The sequence below is a fragment of the Umezawaea sp. Da 62-37 genome (genome assembly GCF_032460545.1).
Taxonomy (GTDB): Bacteria; Actinomycetota; Actinomycetes; order Mycobacteriales; family Pseudonocardiaceae; genus Umezawaea.
Map to the genome: position 1 here is coordinate 4,462,259 of NZ_CP135965.1, position 20,675 is coordinate 4,482,933.

The 20,675-nt window shown below is 70.5% G+C and carries 18 protein-coding genes; 8 read left to right on the forward strand and 10 right to left on the reverse strand.

Going from position 1 to position 20,675, the window contains the following annotated elements; all coding sequences use genetic code 11:
* Positions 1-32: 32 nt before the first annotated feature.
* The 3 genes from RM788_RS19985 to RM788_RS19995 are packed head-to-tail and all read right to left on the reverse strand — an operon-like array spanning position 33 to position 3,615.
* Entirely contained in the window at positions 33-1,940 is a 1,908-nt protein-coding gene (locus RM788_RS19985) for an FAD/NAD(P)-binding protein (RefSeq protein WP_315933227.1), read from the reverse strand.
* The gene (locus RM788_RS19990; protein ID WP_315933228.1) at positions 1,937-2,701 is read right to left on the reverse strand and encodes an amino acid ABC transporter ATP-binding protein; all 765 of its coding nucleotides are present in this window, start codon (positions 2,699-2,701) and stop codon (positions 1,937-1,939) included. The genes RM788_RS19985 and RM788_RS19990 overlap by 4 nt, the downstream gene beginning before the upstream one ends.
* Entirely contained in the window at positions 2,698-3,615 is a 918-nt protein-coding gene (locus RM788_RS19995) for an amino acid ABC transporter permease (RefSeq protein WP_315933229.1), read from the reverse strand. The genes RM788_RS19990 and RM788_RS19995 overlap by 4 nt, the downstream gene beginning before the upstream one ends.
* 363 nt (positions 3,616-3,978) lie before the next feature.
* Between RM788_RS19995 and RM788_RS20000 the strand changes: the two genes are divergently transcribed.
* The 4 genes from RM788_RS20000 to RM788_RS20015 all read left to right on the forward strand — a co-directional run bounded on the left by RM788_RS20000 (position 3,979) and on the right by RM788_RS20015 (position 9,121).
* Entirely contained in the window at positions 3,979-5,133 is a 1,155-nt protein-coding gene (locus tag RM788_RS20000; RefSeq protein WP_315933230.1) for an LLM class flavin-dependent oxidoreductase, read from the forward strand.
* The gene (locus RM788_RS20005; protein ID WP_315933231.1) at positions 5,130-5,681 is read left to right on the forward strand and encodes a GNAT family N-acetyltransferase; all 552 of its coding nucleotides are present in this window, start codon (positions 5,130-5,132) and stop codon (positions 5,679-5,681) included. The genes RM788_RS20000 and RM788_RS20005 overlap by 4 nt, the downstream gene beginning before the upstream one ends.
* Positions 5,681-6,616 (forward strand): ABC transporter substrate-binding protein, encoded by a 936-nt coding sequence (locus RM788_RS20010; RefSeq protein WP_315933232.1) that lies wholly within the window; start codon positions 5,681-5,683, stop codon positions 6,614-6,616. Before RM788_RS20005 ends, RM788_RS20010 begins: the two co-directional genes overlap by 1 nt.
* Positions 6,617-6,976: 360 nt before the next feature.
* Entirely contained in the window at positions 6,977-9,121 is a 2,145-nt protein-coding gene (locus RM788_RS20015) for a putative bifunctional diguanylate cyclase/phosphodiesterase (protein WP_315933233.1), read from the forward strand.
* On the opposite strand, the gene RM788_RS20020 is transcribed toward RM788_RS20015, so the two are convergent.
* Both RM788_RS20020 and RM788_RS20025 read right to left on the reverse strand, forming a co-directional pair.
* Positions 9,108-9,326, reverse strand: a complete 219-nt coding sequence (locus tag RM788_RS20020; protein WP_315933234.1) for a DUF397 domain-containing protein — start codon at positions 9,324-9,326, stop codon at positions 9,108-9,110. The two genes, RM788_RS20015 and RM788_RS20020, sit on opposite strands and share 14 nt — an antisense overlap.
* A 9-nt stretch (positions 9,327-9,335) precedes the next feature.
* Complete coding sequence (locus tag RM788_RS20025; protein WP_315933235.1) at positions 9,336-10,175, reverse strand: helix-turn-helix domain-containing protein; 840 nt, start codon at positions 10,173-10,175, stop codon at positions 9,336-9,338.
* A 111-nt stretch (positions 10,176-10,286) separates the two neighbouring features.
* Between RM788_RS20025 and RM788_RS20030 the strand changes: the two genes are divergently transcribed.
* Both RM788_RS20030 and RM788_RS20035 read left to right on the forward strand, forming a co-directional pair.
* Complete coding sequence (locus RM788_RS20030) at positions 10,287-10,520, forward strand: hypothetical protein (protein WP_315933236.1); 234 nt, start codon at positions 10,287-10,289, stop codon at positions 10,518-10,520.
* Positions 10,521-10,584: 64 nt separating this feature from the next.
* Entirely contained in the window at positions 10,585-11,448 is an 864-nt protein-coding gene (locus RM788_RS20035) for a S1C family serine protease (RefSeq protein WP_315933237.1), read from the forward strand.
* A 161-nt stretch (positions 11,449-11,609) separates the two neighbouring features.
* On the opposite strand, the gene RM788_RS20040 is transcribed toward RM788_RS20035, so the two are convergent.
* The 3 genes from RM788_RS20040 to RM788_RS20050 all read right to left on the reverse strand — a co-directional run bounded on the left by RM788_RS20040 (position 11,610) and on the right by RM788_RS20050 (position 14,980).
* On the reverse strand, positions 11,610-12,221 hold the full coding sequence (locus RM788_RS20040) for a dihydrofolate reductase family protein (protein WP_315933238.1): 612 nt from the start codon (positions 12,219-12,221) through the stop codon (positions 11,610-11,612).
* A 112-nt stretch (positions 12,222-12,333) separates the two neighbouring features.
* Entirely contained in the window at positions 12,334-13,566 is a 1,233-nt protein-coding gene (locus tag RM788_RS20045) for a class I SAM-dependent methyltransferase (RefSeq protein ID WP_315933239.1), read from the reverse strand.
* A gap of 16 nt (positions 13,567-13,582) precedes the next feature.
* Positions 13,583-14,980 carry an FAD-binding oxidoreductase gene (locus RM788_RS20050; protein ID WP_315933240.1) on the reverse strand — a complete coding sequence of 466 codons (1,398 nt, stop codon included), beginning with the start codon at positions 14,978-14,980 and terminating at the stop codon, positions 13,583-13,585.
* A 112-nt stretch (positions 14,981-15,092) separates the two neighbouring features.
* On the opposite strand from RM788_RS20050, the gene RM788_RS20055 reads away from it, so the two are divergent.
* Together RM788_RS20055 and RM788_RS20060 are read left to right on the forward strand one after the other, a co-directional pair.
* Positions 15,093-16,697, forward strand: coding sequence for an acyl-CoA dehydrogenase family protein (locus RM788_RS20055; RefSeq protein ID WP_315933241.1), 1,605 nt, complete (start codon positions 15,093-15,095; stop codon positions 16,695-16,697).
* A 2-nt stretch (positions 16,698-16,699) separates the two neighbouring features.
* Positions 16,700-17,380, forward strand: coding sequence for a maleylpyruvate isomerase N-terminal domain-containing protein (locus RM788_RS20060; protein ID WP_315933242.1), 681 nt, complete (start codon positions 16,700-16,702; stop codon positions 17,378-17,380).
* Between the two features lie 198 nt (positions 17,381-17,578).
* Here RM788_RS20060 and RM788_RS20065 read toward each other — a convergent pair whose 3' ends face one another.
* Both RM788_RS20065 and RM788_RS20070 read right to left on the reverse strand, forming a co-directional pair.
* Positions 17,579-18,730: an acyl-CoA dehydrogenase family protein gene (locus tag RM788_RS20065; RefSeq protein ID WP_315933243.1), complete on the reverse strand. Its 1,152-nt coding sequence runs from the start codon at positions 18,728-18,730 to the stop codon at positions 17,579-17,581.
* Positions 18,731-18,733: 3 nt separating this feature from the next.
* On the reverse strand, positions 18,734-20,671 hold the full coding sequence (locus RM788_RS20070; RefSeq protein ID WP_315933244.1) for an acetyl/propionyl/methylcrotonyl-CoA carboxylase subunit alpha: 1,938 nt from the start codon (positions 20,669-20,671) through the stop codon (positions 18,734-18,736).
* Between the last annotated feature and the right edge of the window lie 4 nt (positions 20,672-20,675).

The following is a 20,675-nucleotide window of genomic DNA, read 5'->3' on the forward strand; positions in this document are numbered from 1 at the left end:
CGCCGCCGGGAAACCCCCCGGCGGCAAGCCCGTCAGGCCACGCTCTCGGAACGGCCCTCGCCCTCCGCGGCCAGCAAGCGCAGCAGCGTCCTGGCGACCCCGTCGTTCTGCCGGAACCCCGGCGCGTTGGTGCGCGGCCGGGCGAACGCGGCGAACGCGCGGCCGGTCGTGAACGGCCCCAGCGCGAACCGCCGCGGGTGCGCCACGCCGTCCCGGCCGATCAGCCGGTTGTCGTCGGCCACCCGCACCAGCCCGGTGGACCGCCCGTCCGACAGCAGTTCCTCGACCACGTCCCCGGCCCCGCGCAACGCCGCCAGCACCGGGTCCGCGGTCTCCGCCAGCCCGTGGGCGGGCAGCCTGGCCTCGACCAGCCCGGTGGCCCGCACGACGTCCGGCGCGCTGGCGCTGCCCGCCAGGAACACCCCGTCCTCGGCCCGCACCCACATGTCCGCGCCGAGGAACCGCACGATCCCCGCGCGCGACAACGCCAGCAGCTCCTCCAGCCGGTCCGGCGGCGGGCCGCTGGCCTGGTAGCTGAAGAACCCCATCCACCACCCGTCGGCGTGCGCCAGCCGCGAGCCGGGGTCGAGCTTCGGCGAGTTCAGCACCCTCGGCAGCTGCCCGTAGATCGACAGCAGCGCCATGAACGCCCCCAGGTCCGCGCTGAAGGCCGCGTCCGACCGCCGGGCGACGTCCGCCTCGACGTAGTCGCGGAGGTGCTCCTGGAGGCTCTCGCCGTCGGCGAACTCCAGCCCGGCGAGCGGCCGGTCCAGCCGCTCGAAGTCCAGGCGGTCCTCCTCGGCGGGCACCGCGGCCTCGACCAGCGCGGCCATCTCCGCGTCGTACCAGGACAACGCGGTGTAGGCGGCGGCGAACTCCTGCCACGGCAGGGAAACCCGGTCGGGGTGGCCGGTGAACAGCTCGTGGTAGTAGCCCCAGCCGATCTCCTTCGCCAGCAGGGGCCACACGTCGGCCTTGAAGTCGAACGTTCCGGGCCGGTCGAGCAGCCGGTCGGCCACGGCGGCGTCGAAGAAGCGCGGCAGCGGCAGCGGGTCGCCCTGCAACCGGTAGCCGGTCTTCGAGTGGTAGGGCACCCCGCGCCGCGACCCGACGTGGATGCGCGGCTCCTGCCCGGACGGCTCGTACCGCAACCCGTCCGGCGTCGGCGCGAACTTCCCGCCGCGCCCCTGGGTCAGCAGCACCATCAGGTCGATGAACGCCAGCCCGAACCCGCGCAGCACGACGTCCTCGCCCGCCCGGATCGCCGACAGGTCGCTGTCGGCGGAGTAGTCCGGCGGCAGGTAGGCCAGGCCGTGCTCGTCCGCGTAGGACAGCATTTCCTTCTCCTCCACACCGATCTGCGCGTCCAGGTGCCCCAACGACAGCACCACCACGTCGGCCACCAGCGGCCGGTCGCGGTCGGCGAGCCACACCCGTTGCCCGCCCCGCGGTGACCCGGTGACCCGGACGACCTTCGCGCGGTGCTGCCGCACGGTGATCCCGGCGGGCAGCGCGGCGACCGCGTCCCGGTGGAACCAGGCCAGGTAGGCGCTTTGCAGCCGCCTGCTCGGGAACGTCGTGGGCAGCAGCCGGTCCAGCTCCTCCAGCACGTCGGCCGGCAGGTCCACATCGGACAGTCCGCCCGAGCGCACCGCCTCGGCCCACTCGGCCAGCGACGGCCCGGTCCGCACCGGACCGTCGCAGACGACGCTGTCGTCGGTGAACATCGTGACGTCCGCGGCCATCGAGTTCATCCGCAGCAGCGCGGACTGCTCGTAGCGCCACACCCGCCCGGCCCCCACCGGGTGCGGGTCGACGACGTGGATCTCCAGCGCCCCACCGGGGAACAGCTCCGGCGCGTTCACCGCGATCCGCTCGATCAGCCCTGCCGCGCGCGGCCCGCCGCCGACCAGCGCGAGCACCAACGGCGGGGCGTTCACAGGACCCTGGCGAGGAACTCGCGGGTCCTCGCGTGCCGCGGGTTGGCCAGCAGCTCCCCCGGCGGCCCCGACTCGACCACCCTGCCCTCGTCGAGGAACACCACCGTGTCCGCGACCTGCCGGGCGAACGCCATCTCGTGCGTCACCACGACCATCGTCATCCCCGCCTCCGCCAGGTCAGCCATCACGGCCAGCACCTCGCCGACCAGCTCCGGGTCGAGCGCGCTGGTGGGCTCGTCGAACAGCATCAGCTTCGGTTCCATCGCCAGCGCCCGCGCGATCGCGATCCGCTGCTGCTGCCCACCGGAGAGCTGCCGCGGGTACGAGCCCTCCCTGCCCGCCAGCCCGACGCGCGCGACCAGTTCCGTCGCCCGAGCAACGGCTTGCGCCCGCCCGAGCCCCAGCACGCCCATCGGCGCCTCGATGATGTTCTCCAGCACGGTGAGGTGCGGGAACAGGTTGAAGTTCTGGAACACCATGCCGATCGCCGCGCGCTGCCGGGTGATCGCGCGGTCCTTCAGCTCGTGCAACCGGCCCTTGTGCCTGCGGTAGCCGATCAGCTCGCCGTCGACCTCCACCTCACCGGCGTTGATCTTCTCCAGGTGGTTCACGCACCGCAGCAGCGTGCTCTTGCCCGACCCGGACGGCCCGATCACGCAGGTGACCTCGCCCTGGTGGACCTCCAGGTCCACCCCGCGCAGCACCGGTGTGGTGCCGTAGCTCTTGTGCAGATCGCTGATCCGCACGACCGTCGCGCTCATCGCAGCCGTCCCTTCAGCCTCTGCCACGGCGTCGGCGGCAGGGCCCGCGCCGCCCCGCGCGCGTAGTGCCGTTCGACGTAGTACTGGGCCGCGCTGAGCACGCTGGTCACGACGACGTACCAGACGGTCGCGACCAGCAGCAGCGGGATGATCAGGTAGTTGCGGTTGTAGATCAGCTGCACCGAGAACAGCAGGTCCTGCACGGCCAGCACGCTGACGATCGACGTGCCCTTGAGCGTGCCGATCAGCGCGTTGCCCGCGGCCGGGATGATCGAGCGCATCGCCTGGGGCAGCACGATGCGGCGCAGGATCCGGGCGCGGCCCATCCCCAGCGCCAACGCCGCCTCGACCTGCCCCTGTTCCACCGAGATCACACCGCCGCGGACGATCTCCGCGGCGTAGGCGGCCTCGTGCAGGGTCAGCCCGATGATGACGGCGGCGGTCGGTCCGATGAGGTTGGTCGAACTCAGGCTCAGGAAGTCCGGTCCGAACGGGATCCCGAACGACAGCGTGGGGTACAGCGCGCCGATGTTGAACCAGAACAGCAGCTGCACCAGCATCGGCACCGACCGGAAGATCCAGACGTAGCCCCAGCTGACGCCGACGAGCACCGGGTTGCCGGACAGCCTCAGCACCGCCAGCGCGGTGCCGAGCGCGAAGCCCAGCACCAGGGTCAGGACGGTCAGCCACAGGGTCATGCCGAGGCCGCGCAGCACGACGTCGGCGGTGAAGTACTCGGCGACCACGCCCCACTGGAACGCCTCGTTGGTGACGACCGAGCGGATTGCCGCGGCGAGCATCACCAGCACCAGCGCGGCGGAGATCCACCGGCCGGGTCGGCGCAGCGGCACAACGGCGTTCGCGGGGGCGGATCTGGTCGTCGGCGGTGGTGCGAGATCGGTGGACGCGGTCATCGACGGTCTCCGGAGGACGAGGGGAAGCACGGGAAAGGGCCGCGTCCCTCAACGCCGCACCCCGATCGTAGGCGCGCACAACCTCTGCACGTCAAGGCATTCCGCGATGTGGACGGCCATTGACCAGCGGGCAGGACGCTGGTCAAGTGGAAGCGTGAGAAGCCTGCGACTGGTCACCCGCGACCACATCGACCTCGGTCGCGTGTGGTCGGCCTCCTGTCCGCGCTGAGCCCGCCGCCGAGCGCGTCTCCCTCAACGCCAGAACTCGGCTTCCCTTCCCCCTCAACGGGTTCGCCCGTGCCCACTTCCGCGCCCGCACCGCCGCGGGGCGCACTTTCCGCACCACATCTGGGGAGTACTGACGTGCCTGTTGAGTTCCTGGGTATCGGTGGCACCAACGACGGTTCGGAGACCGGCGCGCGCACCGGCGCCGCCTTCGACAAGGACTACACGCTGCGACTGGCCCGCGCGCACGAGGACAACGGCTGGGACCGCGTGCTGTTCGCCTACGGCTCCGGTTCACCGGAGCCCGCGCAGGTCGCCGCGTTCGTCGCCACCAGGCTGGACAAGCTCCAGATCCTCCTCGCGCACCGGCCGAACGTGTCCTACCCCACGTTCGCCGCGAAGACGTTCGCCACGCTGGACCAGATCAGCGACGGCAGGCTCACCGTGCACTTCATCACCGGCGGCACGGACCACGAGCAGCAGCGCGAGGGCGACTACCTCACCAAGGACGAGCGCTACGACCGCACGCGCGAGTACATCGGGATCGTCAAGAAGGCCTGGACCTCGCACGAGCCGTTCGACCACGAGGGCGCCCACTACCGGTTCGCCGACTTCGTCAGCGACACGTTCCCCGTGCAGCAGCCCCGGATCGGCGTCTCGTTCGGCGGTTCCTCGCCCGCGGCGTACCGGGCGGGCGGCGCCGAGGCGGACATCTACTGCCTGTGGGGCGAACCGCTGGCGCAGACCGCGGAGCAGATCGAGTCCGTGAAGCGGGCCGCGCTCGACGCCGGGCGCACGGACGTGCCGCGCATCCAGGTCGCGTTCCGGCCGATCCTCGGGGCGACCGAGGAGCTGGCGTGGGAGAAGGCGCACCGCACCGTCGCCGCCATCACGGACCGCACCAAGGGCGGCACGGCGACGCTGACCAGGCGGCACTCGCTGACCAACCCGGAGAACACCGGGTCGCAGCGGCTGCTCGCGCTGGCCGCGCAGGGCGAGCGGTTCGACCGCGCGCTGTGGACGCCGACCGCCGCGGCCACCGGCGGCGCGGGCAACTCGAACGCGCTGGTCGGGACGCCGGAGACGGTGGCGCAGGCGCTGCTGGACTACTACGACCTCGGCGTGGACATCCTGTCCGCCCGCGGCTACCACATCCTGAACGACGCCATCGACTTCGGCCGCTACGTGATCCCGATCGTCCGCGAGGAGGTAGCCAAGCGCGACCGCGAACGGGCCGCCGCACGGGTCAAGGACCAGGAGCCGGTCCGCGAGTCGATCTCGGTCGACGGATGACCGTCGACCAGGGGCAGCTGGAGGTGCGCCGGGTCAGCCCCGCCGACCCGGCCACGGCGCCGATGATGGCCGAGCTGACGCACGAGTACGTGACCCGCTACGGCGAACGCGCCCGCGAGGAGATGGCCCGCTACCCGACGCCGGTGTTCGAGCCGCCGGACGGGACGTTGCTGCTGCTCCTGGTGGGCGGCGGGGCGGTGGCCGGTGGCGCGTTCAAGCGGTACGACGAGCGGACCGCGGAGCTCAAGCGGATCTGGACGGCGGCGGGCCACCGGCGGCGCGGCCTCGGCCGCCGGGTGGTGCTGGAACTGGAGCGCGAGGCCCTGTCGCTGGGCTACCGGCGGCTCTACCTGACCACCGGGCCGCGCCAGCCGGAGGCGAAGGCGCTGTACCTGGCCCTCGACTACACGCCGCTGTTCGACGTGGACGACCCGCCCACCGACGGTCCCCTGCCGTTCGGGAAAGACCTGCCGTTCGAGAACACCCTGCGGTTCGAGGAAGACCTGCCGTCCACGAAGAGCCTGCCGTTCGAGGAGCACCTGACCTGATGGCCCACAAGACCAAGCGCTCCCAGATCTACGCGGCGCTGATGCTCGCGTTCGCCGTCGCGTTCGCCACGGCGGGCTGCGGCGCGGCGGACGCGGGCGGCAGCACGCCGAGCACCGCGCCGACCGCCGACGTGCTCGCGTCGGTCGTGAAGGACGACTCGATCGCCGCGCTGCTGCCCGAGGCCGCCAGGCAGGCCGGGGTGGTGAAGTTCGCGTCGTCGGTGGGCAACGTCCCGCCGTCCGCCTTCTACGCCGAGGACAACAAGACCGTCCAGGGCGTCGACATCGACGTCGCGGCGGCCGTCGGACAGGTGCTCGGCCTGCGGATCGACCGCGAGATCGCGACGTTCGAGGCGATCCTGCCCGCGCTGACGAGCGGCAAGTACGAGGTCGGCACCGGCAACTTCGGGGTGACCGAGGCGCGCAAGAAGACGATCGACTTCGTCACCTACGTCAACGACGGCCAGGGCTTCGCCGCGCGCAAGGACGACGACCGGCTCAAGGAGGTCGAGGACCTCACCCAGCTGTGCGGGCTGAAGATCGGCACGGGCGCCGGGACGACGTTCGAGGCGACCCTGGAACGCGAGAAGCACGTCTGCCCCGACGCCGGGAAGCCGGAGTACGAGGTGCTGAGCTTCTCCGACAACGCCGCGGTCTTCCTCGGTCTCCAGCAGAAGCACATCGACGTGATCATGAGCACCATCAACGGGCTGCGGCACGCCGCCGCCGGACAGCCGAACCTGGCGTTCCTGAACGAATTCAAACGGCTCGACGTGGGATTCGCCTTCAAGAAGGGCTCGCCGCTCGCCCCGGCTTTCCAGGGCGCGGTCAACAAGCTCATCAAGGACGGCACCTACCAGCGCATCATGGAGAAATGGGGAACGCAGGACTCCGCCATCCCGGAATCGCTGATCAGCCCGCCCGAACTCACCTGACCAGGCCTCGCGGACGAGTCGGACCTCCCCGTGTCGGTGGGTCCGGCTCTAGTCGTTTAGCACGCTACCCGTCAGTAGGCACCCCCTGTCACCCAGCATGCGCATCCGGACGAAAATCGGGTGCTCGGGTTGGGCAGGCACAACAACGTCAGTAAGCTCACTCGCAGCCAGCGGCTCACGACGGTGCGTCCGCGGGTCACCCGAACCGACGACCTGTCTTTCCCCACGGCCCGCGAGCCCCGAACGAGTGAAATAGGAGCGTCCGTGCACAGCGCTCGGCGAACAGTCAGCCAAGACGTGCGCGTCAGCCGTTCCCGTGGAACGACCGGTCTCATTTCCACAAATGGTCTGCGGGCCTGAATGCCGATGGTCGACCACTCGGGGGCGGCCCCGGAACCAGGCACCACGCTCGACGAGTTCCCCCTCGTCCGGGAGGACTTCGCGCACCGCTGGACGGCCCTGATCTCCACGACGGTGCTCGCGAACATCTCGCGCCCCGAACTGGAGCAGCTGCTCGCCGCGCTCACCACCCAGCTCCTCCACGCGGTCTCCGCCGAACCCGAGGAGCCGGAGCACGCGCACCGGATCGGGCGGGCGATGGTGGAGCACGACTTCATCGCCTCCGAGACCCTCGAACGCTCCATCGGGTTCATCGGCGAGCACCTGCTAGGCCACTTCCACCTGCCCGCGTCGTGGACCGGCAGGCTGATGCGGGTGCTGGGCTCGCTCGCCGCCGGGTTCAGCGACGGGCTGCGCGACCGCACCCTCGACCAGCAGGAGCTGAGCAAGACCGCCGCCGTCATCGCGACCCGCCGCGCCCAGCAGGCCCAGCACGACAGCGAGACGAAGTTCCGGGCGGTGTTCAACTCCTCCGCCGTAGGCATCGCCGTGATCGGCCTGGACGACCGGCTGATCGACTTCAACGAGTCGCTGGTCGGCCTGCTGCGCCACCCCGCGGACGAACTGCGCAGGCTCACCGCCAGCTCGCTGCTGCACCCGGACTACCGGACGTCGATGACCGTCGCCATCGAACGGCTCGCCGCGGGCGAGGTGGAGCACTTCCGCGGTGAGCACCGGATGGTGCGCAGCGACGGCGAGATCGTCGAGGTCCTGCTCGCCCTGTCGCTGGTGCGCGGGCCGGACGGGGAGCCCGCGTACTACGTGGCGATGATCGAGAACATGAACGAGCTGCGCGCGCTCCAGACGCAGCTGGTCCGGCAGAGCCTGCACGACGCGCAGACCGGCCTGGCCAACCGGGCGCAGTACCTCGGCTGGCTGGAGCACGCCGCCGGCAGTCAGGGTCCGGACACCGCGGTGCTCGCGCACTTCGACATCGACGGGTTCCGCGTCGTCAACGACGCGTTCGGCCACGGCGTCGGCAACCGGATCCTGGTGGAGGTCGCCAACCACCTGCGCACGGTGTTCGACGGCGTCGGCCAGATCGCCCGGATCGGTCCCGACGAGTTCGGCGTGCTGGTGAAGGACCCCAAGGACACCCGCTCGGTGATCGTCCTGGTGGAGGACGCGCTGGAGCTGCTGGCCGAGCCGATCTACATCGACTCGCACGGCATCGCCGTGACGGCCAGCGTCGGCCTGGTCTCGGGGCGGGCCCGCGGCGCCGACGCCTCCGAACTGCTGCGCTGCGCGGACATCACGCTCGGCTGGGCCAAGGCGGACGGCAAGGCGCAGTGGTCGCTCTACGACCGGGACCGCGACCTGCGCGACCGCGACATGTGCGTGCTCGCCGCCTCCATCCCCGGCGGGTTGGAGCTGGGCGAGTTCCGGGTCGACTACCAGCCCGTGGTCGCCCTGTCCGACCGGTCGCTGGTGGCGGTCGAGGCGAAGCTGCGCTGGCACCACCCCGAACGCGGCCTGCTGGACCCCGACCAGTTCCTGCCGCTGACCAACAGCACCGGCATGGTGATGCGGCTGAGCCGATGGGCCCTGGACCGCGCGTGCCAGGACGCGGGCCGCTGGTACGCCGAGTTCGGCGAGGCGGCGCCCGTGCTGTGCATGGACCTCATCGCCCGGCACTGCCAGGAACCGGAGCTGGTCGCCGAGACCGTCAAGCTGCTCCAGCAGACCGGCCTGCCCGCGAAGTTCCTCCTGTTCGAGCTGCACGAGAGCCTGCCCTCGGCCATCACCGACGAGCAGGTCGAGGAGCTGGGGATCCTGGCGGAGCACGGCGTCCGCCTGGTGCTCGACCAGCTCACGGGCGGCACCGTCACCAGCAAGCGCCTGCGCGACATCCCGTTGCACGGCATCAAGTTCGCGAGCACCATCGGCGCCGCCCTCGGCGGCGAAACGGCCCTGCTCGACGAGAGCGCCGCGATGGCCCTGATCCGCTGGTCCAGCGTGCTGCACCTTCCCCTGTCCGCCGACGACGTCCGCGACGAGACCGTGGCCCTCCGCCTGGCCGAACTCGGCGTCACCCACGCCCAGGGCCCGCTCTTCGGCGAGCCCGTGGACGCCGACGCGATCCGGACGATGCTCAGCGAGCGCTGAGGAAAGCCGTCCACGCGGAAGCGGGGAAGGCCAGCGACGGGCCGGCCGGGTTCTTGGAGTCGCGCACGGCCACCGGACCGGCCTCGGGGAACCGCACGGCGACACAACTACCGTTTTCCGAGCTGTAGCTGCTGATGCGCCAACGCACGGCGACGCAGCTCCCGTTTTGCCCGCTGTAGCTGCTGGTGCGCCAGTCGTTGGCCATGGCGGACTCCTACGTGATCAGGGATTCGATCAAAGCCGCGCTCTCGGCAGGTGACAACGCGACCCGTTCCAGGCTCTGCGTACTCAGGGTATAGGTCCGCACCCGAGCCATGTCATCCACGAAGACCGCCGCATCCTGGATCTCGATGTACACGATCGACCGGGCATCGATGAAGTCCAGCAACATGAACTGGCCGGTCACCGCATCGTGGAGACCGGCCTCCGGCTTCACAACCTGAAGCGTCACATTCGGCAGCTCAGCCAGCCCGAGAAGGTGGCGGTACTGCTCGTTCATCACCTTCTTGTTGCCTACCCGTAGCCGCAACGCCTGCTCGTTGAACACCGCGTGCAGCTCAAGCGGCTCCTCCTTGCTGAGCAACCGGGTTCGCTCCATGCGGAACTCGATCAGCCGCGCGGCGGAATCCGGGCCCACAAGGCTCGCGCCCAGAGTCATCGCCCGCGCGTAGCCCTCGGTCTGGAGCAGGCCGGGCAGCACGATCGGTTCGAAGACGAACTCCTTCCGCGCCAACGATTCCAGGCCGACCATGGTGCGCAGCCAGTCGGACACCACATCGGTCCACGGCCCGACCCACGACGCCTCATCCGCGCGACTGCTGAGCAGCACGATCCGGTCGATGTGCTCCTTGTCGACCCCGCAGGCCTTCAGGAGTTTGCGGATGTCGCCGGGGTACTGGTTGGTCCGGCCGGTCTCCAGGTGTCCCAGCTTGGGCTTGCCGATGCCACTGGCCTCGGCGAGATCGGTGAGCGACATGCCCTCCTGCCGCCGGAAGTAGGACAACTCGACACCGATCAACCACTGGAGAGCCGAAGGAGCGGCCAGTTCGAACATGATCACAACTTATCCGGGACCCATCCATCCGCGCATCACCTGATCGAGCGATGGTGCTGTGTAGACGTATACCTCTATGTTCTGCACAAGCCACACACCTGAGGAGAGCCCATGTTCGTCAGCGACACCACCATGCACCTGAACACCTACATGCAGGTGCCGTCCCGTGCGCAGGTGGCGTACGCGCTGACCGACGACGACCAGGTGGAGATCAGCGTGGGTGAGCACAGCCGGGCGCTCGACCTGTTCGACGGCGTGACGCTGGTGTTCGACGAGCACATCCTCGAGCAGGTCATCGGGATCATGACGGTGGGGCTGTCGGACCTGCGGGAGCGGCGCGGCTGATTTTCTTGGGAAGTCCTGGGTGTTCGCTCAGGTTCCTCACAACTCCCGGCAGCACAGTGGAGCCATGACCGAGATGCGACAGGGCTTCCCCGCGATGAGCGGGTCGTTGGACGACGAGGCCAAGGCGCCGGGGTTCTGGCGCCGCACGTCCACCAAGCTGACCGCCGTGGCCTTCGCCGCGGCCGTGGTCGCCGGCACCGCCGGTGGACTGGTCGGGGCCGCCGGCGTCCCGACCGCCGTGAGCGCTTCCGTGACCAGCTCGACGATCGCGAAGACCTCCACCGGAACGTCCACTGAGGACGTCAGCGCCATCGCCTCCTCCGTGCTCCCCAGCGTCGTCCAGGTCAACGTGACCGTGGCGCAGGGCAGCGGCATCGGGTCCGGTGTGGTGCTCAGCGCCGACGGCAGGATCCTCACCAACAACCACGTCATCTCCGGAGCCCAGCAGATCTCCGTGACGACCAACGACGGCAAGGAGTACGCCGCCTCCGTCGTCGGCGCCGACCCCAACAGCGACCTGGCGGTCCTCAAGCTGACCGGCGCCTCCGGCCTGACCCCCGCCACGTTCGGCGACTCCTCCACCGTCGCCGTCGGCGACCAGGTCGTCGCCATCGGCTCCCCGGAAGGCCTCCAGGGCACGGTCACGTCCGGCATCGTCAGCGCGCTCGACCGCACCGTCAACATCGCGGGCGAGACCCGCCGCTCCGCGGGCACCAGCTACCAGGCCATCCAGACCGACGCCTCGATCAACCCCGGCAACTCCGGTGGCCCGCTCATCAACACCTCGGGCCAGGTCGTCGGCATCAACTCCGCCATCTACTCCCCCGCCTCCGGCAGCGACCAGGCTGGCAGCGTCGGCATCGGCTTCTCCATCCCGTCCAACCAGGCCACCCAGATCGTCAACCAGCTGGTCGCCTCGGCCAACTGACCCCACCCCGACACCGGCGGTCGTCCACAAGGGCGGCCGCCGGTCCTGCGCTTCAGGACCGGCAAGGCGGTGCAACTGCTGACCGCTCCTCACTCCCGCTCAAGCGCACTCCACCGACCCCGTGTCCGCACAACGGCTCCGGGAACCGACCGAACTGCCGCTCAAGGACCGACCCGCACCACCCGGTACCGCAGGTGCGTGACGCCGTCGGACTCGACGACCCGGATCTGCTCCAACTCCACCGGCTCGTCGCCGAAGTGCTCCAGCAGCCGCACGCCCCCGCCGAGCAGCACCGGCACCAGGCTCACCTGGATCTCGTCCAGCTTCCCCGCCCGCAGCAGCTGCTGGGCCAGGCTCGCGCCGGCGATCGCCACCGTCCTGTCCTCGGCGGCCTCCTGCGCGAGTTCCAGCGCGCGGTCCAGTCCTTCGGTCACGAAGCTGACCCGCGGGCTCCACTGCCCGCTCGTCGGCACCTCGTGCGTCACCACGAAGATCGGCACGTCGATCGGGTGCCCGTCCCGCCAGCCGCCCGCGATGTCGAACGTCCGGCGCCCGCTGATGATCGCCCCGCCACCGGTCGTCCACTCCTCGACGACGGCCTTGCTCGCGTCGGGCGGTGAGATCCGGCTCTCGACGCGGTTCTCCTCGGGCCCGGCCGCCATCCACCGGAACAGCGCCTCGCCACCACGTCCGAGCGGGCTCGAAGGCCCGTCCCCGGCGCCGGCGATGAACCCGTCCAGCGACATGCTCAGATCCACGACGACCGTGCCCATGGTTCCTCCTCCGAAATGTCCAGTCGGGTACTTGGACAGTCACCGCGGCGAAAACTCATCGCACCAACGAAAACGGGCCGCTCCCGGAGGAACGGCCCGCTTCGGCGAACGATCACGCCCAGTCGGGCCTCAACGGCATTCCGGACCGGGTCCCCTTCAGCTTCACCCCGAGCACCTGGTGCAGCTGGATGTTGTTCCGGTCGAACCCCAACCGGCTCGCGGCCAGGTACAGCCGCCACACCCTGGCGCGCGCCTCGCCGACCTCGGCGACGGCCTCGTCCCAGTGGGCGTCGAGGTTGCGGCCCCACGCGGCCAGCGTCAGCGCGTAGTGCTCGCGGATGTTCTCCTCGTGCCGCACCTCGAACCCGGTGTCCGACATCAGCGACACGAGGTGGCCCGGCCCGACGAGTTCGCCGTCCGGGAACACGTACCGGTCGATGAAGCCGCCCGTCCGCGCCCGCTGGAGGTTGTTCGGCCGGGTGATGCAGTGGTTCAGCATCCGGCCGCCGGGCTTCAGCTTCGAGTACAGGGAGCGGAAGTAGCCGGGCAGCTTGGCCTTGCCGATGTGCTCGGTGAGGCCGATGGAGCTGATGGCGTCGAAGCCGTCCTCGCGGACGTCGCGGTAGTCGAGGTAGCGCACCTCGGCCAGTTCCGACAGCCCGGCCTCGACGATGGCCTTCTGGGCCCACTCGGCCTGGTTGCGGGACAGCGTGACGCCGACCGCGCGGACGCCGTAGTGCTTGGCGGCGTGCATGACCATGCCGCCCCAGCCGCAGCCGACGTCCAGCAGGCGCATGCCCTCCTTGAGGCCGAGCTTCTTGGCCACGAGGTCGTGCTTGGCGAACTGGGCGTCCTCGAGGGTCGAGTCCGCTTCCGGGTAGACCGCGCACGTGTAGGCCATGGACGGACCCAGGACCCACTCGTAGAACTTGTTGCCCACGTCGTAGTGGTGCGCGATCGCCTCGCGGTCGCGGGCCTTCGAGTGGCGCATCCCGTGCAGGCGCCGCTCCTGCGCGGGCACCTCCACCTTGTTGTTCACCCGCACCCTGCCGAGCAGCGCGATCAGGTTGACCCGCTGCGACCACGGCACCTCGCGCAGGCTCAGCTCCGACAGGTGCGCCAGCGCACCGTGCACGTCGCCGATGATCTCCAGGTTGCCCGTCACGTACGCACGGGCCAACCCCAGTTCGCCTGGCGCGGATGCCAGGTAGGACAACGCCATGGGCGTGCGCACCTCGATGCGCATGCCCGCCCCCGCGGGACCGGCGTGACTGCCGTCGTAAGCGCTGAACTCGACGGCCTGGTCACCACCGACCACCTGCTGGAACACCTCCGCCAACCGCATGGGCCCCGGCTCCTTTCTACCTTCGGAGAACACACTTGGCGTACAGGCCGGGGAGTCGACTCCCCTTGTCGTACCGCCCCTTCAAGGCCAGGTAGGCCTCGCCGTTGTAGTGCTGCCAGAAATCCGACTCCTCGTAGTACGAGTCGGAGTACAGCGACTTGTGCCCACCCAGTTCGGACACCTTCGCCTCGATCGACCTGTTGCGGCTGCCCATCTCTTCCCCAGGGCGCAGCGACACGGTCGACCAGAAGCCCACGTTGACGTACAGGGTGTCCGCGTCCATCGGGTAGAGCGGCCAGCCGGTGCGGTCGCGCAGGCGCACGGGGCACAGCCACACCGGGCTGATGCCGATCTCGCGCTCGAAGAAGTCGAGGAACTCGGGCAGCTTGTCGACGGGGATCTCGACGTCCTGGATGACCGGCTCCTGGACCGCCTTGTTGAGGCGGTCGCTGACGCCGTGCCGACGGTCGAAGGCCACGATCTTCCGGTAGACATCGGATCGCAGGTAGCGCTTGGGCCACAACTTGCGGACCAGCGGCTGCTGTGCGCCGAACGCGCGGGAGCACCAGAACCAGTCGGTGTCCCAGCGCCAGATGTAGTCGCGCACCGTCAGGTAGTCGGTGCGGCGGGCCTGGATCGAGCGGTAGTAGATCCCGTCGCCGGTGTAGTCCGAGGTGCGCGGCGCCTCGTCGACGAAGTCCGCCAGCGTCAGGTACATCTCCGTGCCGCCGAACACCGTGCCGTCGATGAAGTCGACCCGCTCGCCCTGGTACGCGCCGTCGGCGCAGACGCCCGCGATGACCTCGGCGCACTCGCGCGCGTCGCCGAACGGGACGTGCCGCAGCCGGACGAACGGCTTGACCGGCTCCAGCTCGATCTCGAGCCGCAACGCGTAGCCGAGTGTGCCGTAGGAGTTGGGAAAGCCCCTGAACAGCGGGTCTTCCGGCTTCACGACGACCACCTCGCCGTCGCCGGTCAGCACCTCCAACTCCCTCACGGACTCGTGCGGGAGGCCGTTGCGGAAGGAGCTGGCCTCGATGCCGAGACCGGCCACCGCGCCGCCCAGGGTGATCGTCTTGAGCTGCGGGACGACGAGCGGCATCAGTCCGTGCGGGAGGGTCGCGTCGACCAGGTGCTCGTAGGTGGTCATGCCCTGCACCTGTGCGGTGCGGGCCTCGGGGTCGACCGACAGGACCCGGTCGAACCGGGCGACGTCGAGCCCGCCCGTCTGGTCCTGGCGGAATCGGAAGAGGTTGGAAGTCGGCTTGGCGAGGCGCACGGGACTGCCCGCGGGAATCGCGGAGTACTGCTGGCGCAGTGCCGCGACGGCCTCGGAGTGGGCTCCTACCGGAGCCGCCTGCGCAGGGTGGCTGCTCACAGGTCCGACGTTAGGCCGATCATCGGTTCTAGGCATCCCCAAATCACCCAACTGATGCGGATTGATCCCACACAGTGGTCGGACGAAACCTCCGAGCAACCGAGAACCGGACATTACCGACGAGTAGAAGTCGGACTACCCTGTCCGCATGACGCACGCCACACACGAGGTCACGAACCAGGTGCCCCCGCTGTCCGGTCACGACGTCGCGGCCGACCCCGCACTGCTGGACGCGCTGCACCGCGGCGGCGCGGGATGGGCCGAGTCCGAGGTGCACGAGCTCGGCAGGCTCGCCGGGCTGCCGGAGACGGCGGACCTCGCGCGGCAGGCGAACGAGAACCCGCCGGTGCTGCGCACCCACGACCGGTACGGCCACCGGGTCGACGAGGTCGAGTTCCACCCGGCGTGGCACCGGCTGGTGGAGACCGCGGTCGGCCACGGCCTGCACGCGGCCCCGTGGCGCGACGACCGGCTCGGCGCGCACCTCGCGCGCGCGGCGAAGATGTACGTGTGGAACCAGGCCGAGGCCGGGCACGGCTGCCCGATCTCGATGACCTACGCCGCCGTGCCCGCGCTGCGCACCACCCCCGAGCTGGCGGAGCGGTTCGAACCGCTGCTCGCCTCCAGGGAGTACGACTTCGGCCTGCGCGCCCCGGAGGGCAAGCGCGGCCTGATCGCGGGCATGTCGATGACCGAGAAGCAGGGCGGCTCGGACGTCCGCGCGAACACCACCGCGGCGCGTCCGGCGGGTGACGGCACGTACCTGCTGACCGGGCACAAGTGGTTCACCTCGGCCCCGATGTCCGACCTGTTCCTCACGCTCGCGCAGGCGCCCGGCGGGCTGTCGTGCTTCCTGCTGCCCAGGGTCCTGCCCGACGGCACGCGCAACGCGATGTCGTTGCAGCGGTTGAAGGACAAGCTCGGCAACAGGTCGAACGCGTCGGCGGAGCTGGAGTACGACGGCGCGGTCGGCTGGCTGGTCGGCGAGGAGGGGCGCGGCGTGCGGACCATCATCGAGATGGTCAACATGACCCGGCTGGACTGCGTGATCGGCACCGCCTCCGGGATGCGCTTCGGCCTGACGCAGGCCACGCACCACGCGGCGCACCGCAAGGCGTTCGGCGGCTACCTCGTGGACCAGCCGTTGATGCGCAACGTCCTCGCGGACCTGGCGGTCGAGTCCGAGGCGGCCACCGCGGTCGGGATGCACCTCGCGGGCGCGACCGGGAAGTTCCGCAGGCTCGCGCTGGCCGTGACCAAGTACTGGGTGTGCAAACGCGGACCGGCGCACGCGGCCGAGGCGCTGGAGTGCCTGGGCGGCAACGGGTACGTCGAGGAGTCCGGTATGCCCCGGTTGTACCGGGAGGCCCCGTTGCTGTCCATCTGGGAGGGTTCGGGCAACGTGGCCGCGCTCGACGTGCTGCGCGCCATGGGCCGTGAACCCGAGAGCGTGCAGGCGTTCTTCGAGGAGCTGGACTCCGCGCGCGGCGCCGACCGGCGGCTGGACGCGGCGATCGACGGCCTCCGGACGGAGTTGGCCGACCAGGCCGACGTCGAACTGCGCGCCCGGCGGCTGGTCGAGCGGATGGCGTTGGCGTTGCAGGGATCGCTGCTCGTCCGGTTCGGCCACCCGGCCGTCGCGGACGCGTTCTGCGCCTCCCGGCTGGCGGGTGACTGGGGCGTCGCGTTCGGCACCCTCCCCCGCGGCGTCGACACCGGCGCGATCGTCGAACGCGGTCTGCCGAAGCCTTGACCATGGACAACCCGCGGCTGCTCGACATCCTCGCGGACGAGGTCCGCCGCCTCCGCGTGCTGGCGGGCGGCGACCTCGACGTGCCCGTGCCGACGTGCCCCGGCTGGACGGTGCGCGACCTCGTGGAGCACGTGGCGCGGGGCTTCCGGACCGTGGTCGGGAAGGAGGCCGACCCGGTGGACCCCACCCCTGTGGAGGCGTTGGACCAGGCCTACGGGGCGGCCACCTCGGCGTTCGTCGAGCGACCCGACCGGTTCTGGATCCGGCGGATGGCGCAGGAGGCGGCGATCCACCGGTTCGACGCGGAGTTGGCGCTGGGGACGCCGATCACGCCGTTCCCGGAGGACTTCGCGGTCGACGCGATCGGGGAGATGCTGGACGTGTTCCTGCGGCGGGAGACGCACACGTGGCCGCAGGACTACGCGGCCGACCTGACGGAGTGGGACGGGCACTGGATGCGGATCGACGGGTGGCGGGTCTCCGTGCACCCGCTCGGCGTCGACGTCGCACCCGCGGGCCCGGAGCCCGCCGTCTCCGACGACGCCGCCGCGACCGTGCGCGGCGCACCCGGCTCCGTGCTGCTCTGGCTCTACAACCGCGGCGGGGATGTATCCGTCAGCGGTGATCTCCAGCGCATCGCCCAGGTCAAACGCCTCCTCACCACCGCCATGAACGCCACCTAACCGCGAGTCGAACCTCCAGACACCCCGTGTCGAACCCCCAGACACCTCGCGAGTCGAACCTCCAGACACCTCGTGTCGAACCCTCAGACACCTCGAAACCTCCGGACGGATGTCCGAGCGGCCAACTCGGGATCCCCGAATGTTCGACTCGGGGTGCCTGAGTGTTCGACACGGGGTGTCTGAGTGTTCGACTCGCGGTTATAGGCCTAGTTCGCGGGCGATGAGGATGCGTTGGACTTCGCTGGTGCCTTCGCCGATTTCGAGGATTTTGGCGTCGCGGTAGAAGCGGCCGACGGGGTACTCGTTCATGAAGCCGTAGCCGCCGAAGATCTGGGTGGCCTCGCGGGCGTTGTCCATGGCGGCTTCGGAGGAGACCAGCTTGGCGATGGCGGCCTCCTTCTTGAAGGGTTCGCCGCGCAGCATCTTCGCGGCGGCGGCGTAGTAGGCGAGCCGGGCGTTGTAGGCGCGGACCTCCATGTCGGCGATCTTGAACTTGATCGCCTGGTACTCGCCGATCTTGTGGCCGAAGGCCTCGCGTTCGCCGACGTACTTCAGGCTCTCGTCGACGCAGCCCTGCGCCAGGCCGACGCCGAGGGCGGCGATGGCGATCCGGCCCTCGTCGAGGGTCTGGAGGAACTGGGCGTAGCCGCGGCCGCGTTCGCCCAGCAGGTTGGCCTCGGGGACGCGGCAGTCCGAGAAGGACAGCTCACGGGTGTCGGAGGCGTTCCAGCCGACCTTGGAGTACTTCTTCGACACGGTGAAGCCCGGCGTGCCGGAGGGCACGATGATCGCCGAGATCTCCTTGCGGCCGTTCTCCTTCGTGCCGGTGACGGCGGCGACGGTGACCAGGCCGGTGATGTCGGTGCCGGAGTTGGTGATGAACGCCTTGGTGCCGTTGAGGACCCAGTGGCCGTCCTCCAGCTTCGCGGTGGTGCGCATGGAGCCCGCGTCGCTGCCGCCGCCCGGTTCGGTCAGGCCGAACGCGCCGAGCACCTCGCCGGCGCACATCTGCGGCAGCCACCGCGCGCGCTGCTCGTCGGTGCCGAAGCGCAGGAGCGGCATGGCGCCGAGCGAGACGCCCGCCTCCAGGGTGATGGCGACGGAGGAGTCGACGCGCGCCAGTTCCTCCAGGGCGAGGCAGAGGGCGAAGTAGTCACCGCCCATGCCGCCGTGCTCCTCGGGGAACGGCAGGCCGAACAGACCCATGCGGCCCATCTTGGCCACGATCCCGTACGGGAACTCGCAGCGCTCGTAGAAGTCCCCGATGACCGGGGCGACCTCGTCGCGGGCGAACTCCTGGACGGTCTTGCGCAGCGCTTCGTAGTCCTCGTCGAGGCGGAAGTCCAACATCGGTCACTCCTGGTGGGGGACGACGACGGCTAGGGTCTGGTCCAGCGCGACCTGTTGGCCCGCTTGGACGTTCACTTCGGCGAGCACGCCGTCGACCGGTGCGACGACGGTGTGCTCCATCTTCATGGCCTCGACCACGAACAGGGCCTGGTCGGCGGTGACCACGTCGCCCACGGCGGCGCGGACCACCAGCACGGTGCCCGGCATGGGGCTGGTGACCGGACCGGCGGCGCCAGCCCTGCCCGCGCCCGCGGCGGCCAGGGGCTCGGTCTCGGTCAACGCCCACGACCGGCCCTCGGCGCCGAGCCAGAGCACCCGGCCCGCGCGGGCCATCGCGTAGCGCCGGGTGCCGACGACCAGTTCGCCGTCGCGGACCACGGCCCGCGCGCGCACCGGTTCCCCCTGCCCCACAACGACCTCGTCGCCCCGGACGCGCACCTCGGTGGTGTCCCGGCCGGGGACGTCGAAGCGCCAGGTCGTCCACGCGTGCTCGCCCACCCGCCAGCCGCCGGTGGAGTCCCACGGGTCCGTGCCGCGGCCCGCCAGCGCCAGCTGCCGTTCCAGGGCGGCGGCCACCAGCACCTCGTCCGGCACGTCGTGCGCGACCAGCTCGTCCAGCTTGCGCTCGACCAGCCCGGTGTCCAGCCTCCCGGCGCGAACGTCCACATCGGACAGCAGGGCGCGCAGGAACGGGATGTTCGTGGTGACGCCGAGCAGCACCGTCCGGCCGAGCGCGGCGTGCAGCTTGCGCAACGCCTCTTCACGGGTGCGGCCGTGCGCGACGACCTTGGCCAGCATGGGGTCGTAGTCGCTGCCGACCCGCAGCCCCACCTGGAGGGCGGAGTCCACGCGCACGTCGGCGGGCTCGCGCAGCGCCAGCACCTCGCCACCGGTCGGCAGGAACCCGCGGGCGGGGTCCTCGGCGTAGACGCGCGCCTCGACCGCGTGCCCGGTGATCGGGACCTCGGTGAAGTCCAGCGGCTCACCGCAGGCCACCCTCAGCTGCCACTCGACCAGGTCGACGCCGGTGACCAGCTCGGTGACCGGGTGCTCGACCTGGAGGCGGGTGTTCATCTCCATGAAGAAGTAGTCGCCGGAGGCGCCGTCGACGATGAACTCCACCGTGCCCGCGCCCAGGTAGCCGACGGACTTCGCGGCGTCCACGGCCGCCTTCCCCATCGCCGCGCGGGTCTCCGGGTCCAGCAACGGCGACGGCGCTTCCTCGATGATCTTCTGGTGCCGGCGCTGGAGGCTGCACTCGCGCTCGCCGAGGTGCACGACACCGCCGTGCGCGTCGGCGAGGACCTGGATCTCGATGTGCCGGGGATTGCCCACGAACCGCTCGATCAGCAGCGTGTCGTCGCCGAACGAGCCGCGCGCCTCGCGCCGGGCCGACTCGATCGCGTCGCGCAGCGCCGCGTCCTCGCGCACCAGCCGCATGCCCTTGCCGCCACCACCGGCCGACGGCTTGAGCAGCACCGGGAAGCCGATCTCGGCGGCCGCGTCGACCAGCGCGTCGTCCGACATGCCGGGTTCGGTGCGGCCGGGCACGACCGGGACCCCGGCCGCCCGCACGGTGAGCTTGGCGCGGATCTTGTCGCCCATCGCCTCGATCGCGTCCGGGCTCGGGCCGATGAAGACCAGACCGGCCTTCTCGCACGCGCGGGCGAACTCCGCGTTCTCCGCGAGGAAGCCGTAACCGGGGTGCACGGCCTGCGCGCCGGACGACACCGCGGCGTCCACGATCCGCTCGATCGAGAGGTAGCTCTCCCGCGCCGAAGCCGGGCCGATGCGCACGGCGGTGTCCGCCTCGCGCACGTGCCGGGCGTCGGCGTCCGGGTCGCTGTACACGGCGACCGATCGGATTCCCAAGCGCCGCAACGCGTTGACCACGCGGACCGCGATCTCGCCGCGGTTGGCCACGAGCACACTGTCGAACATGCCG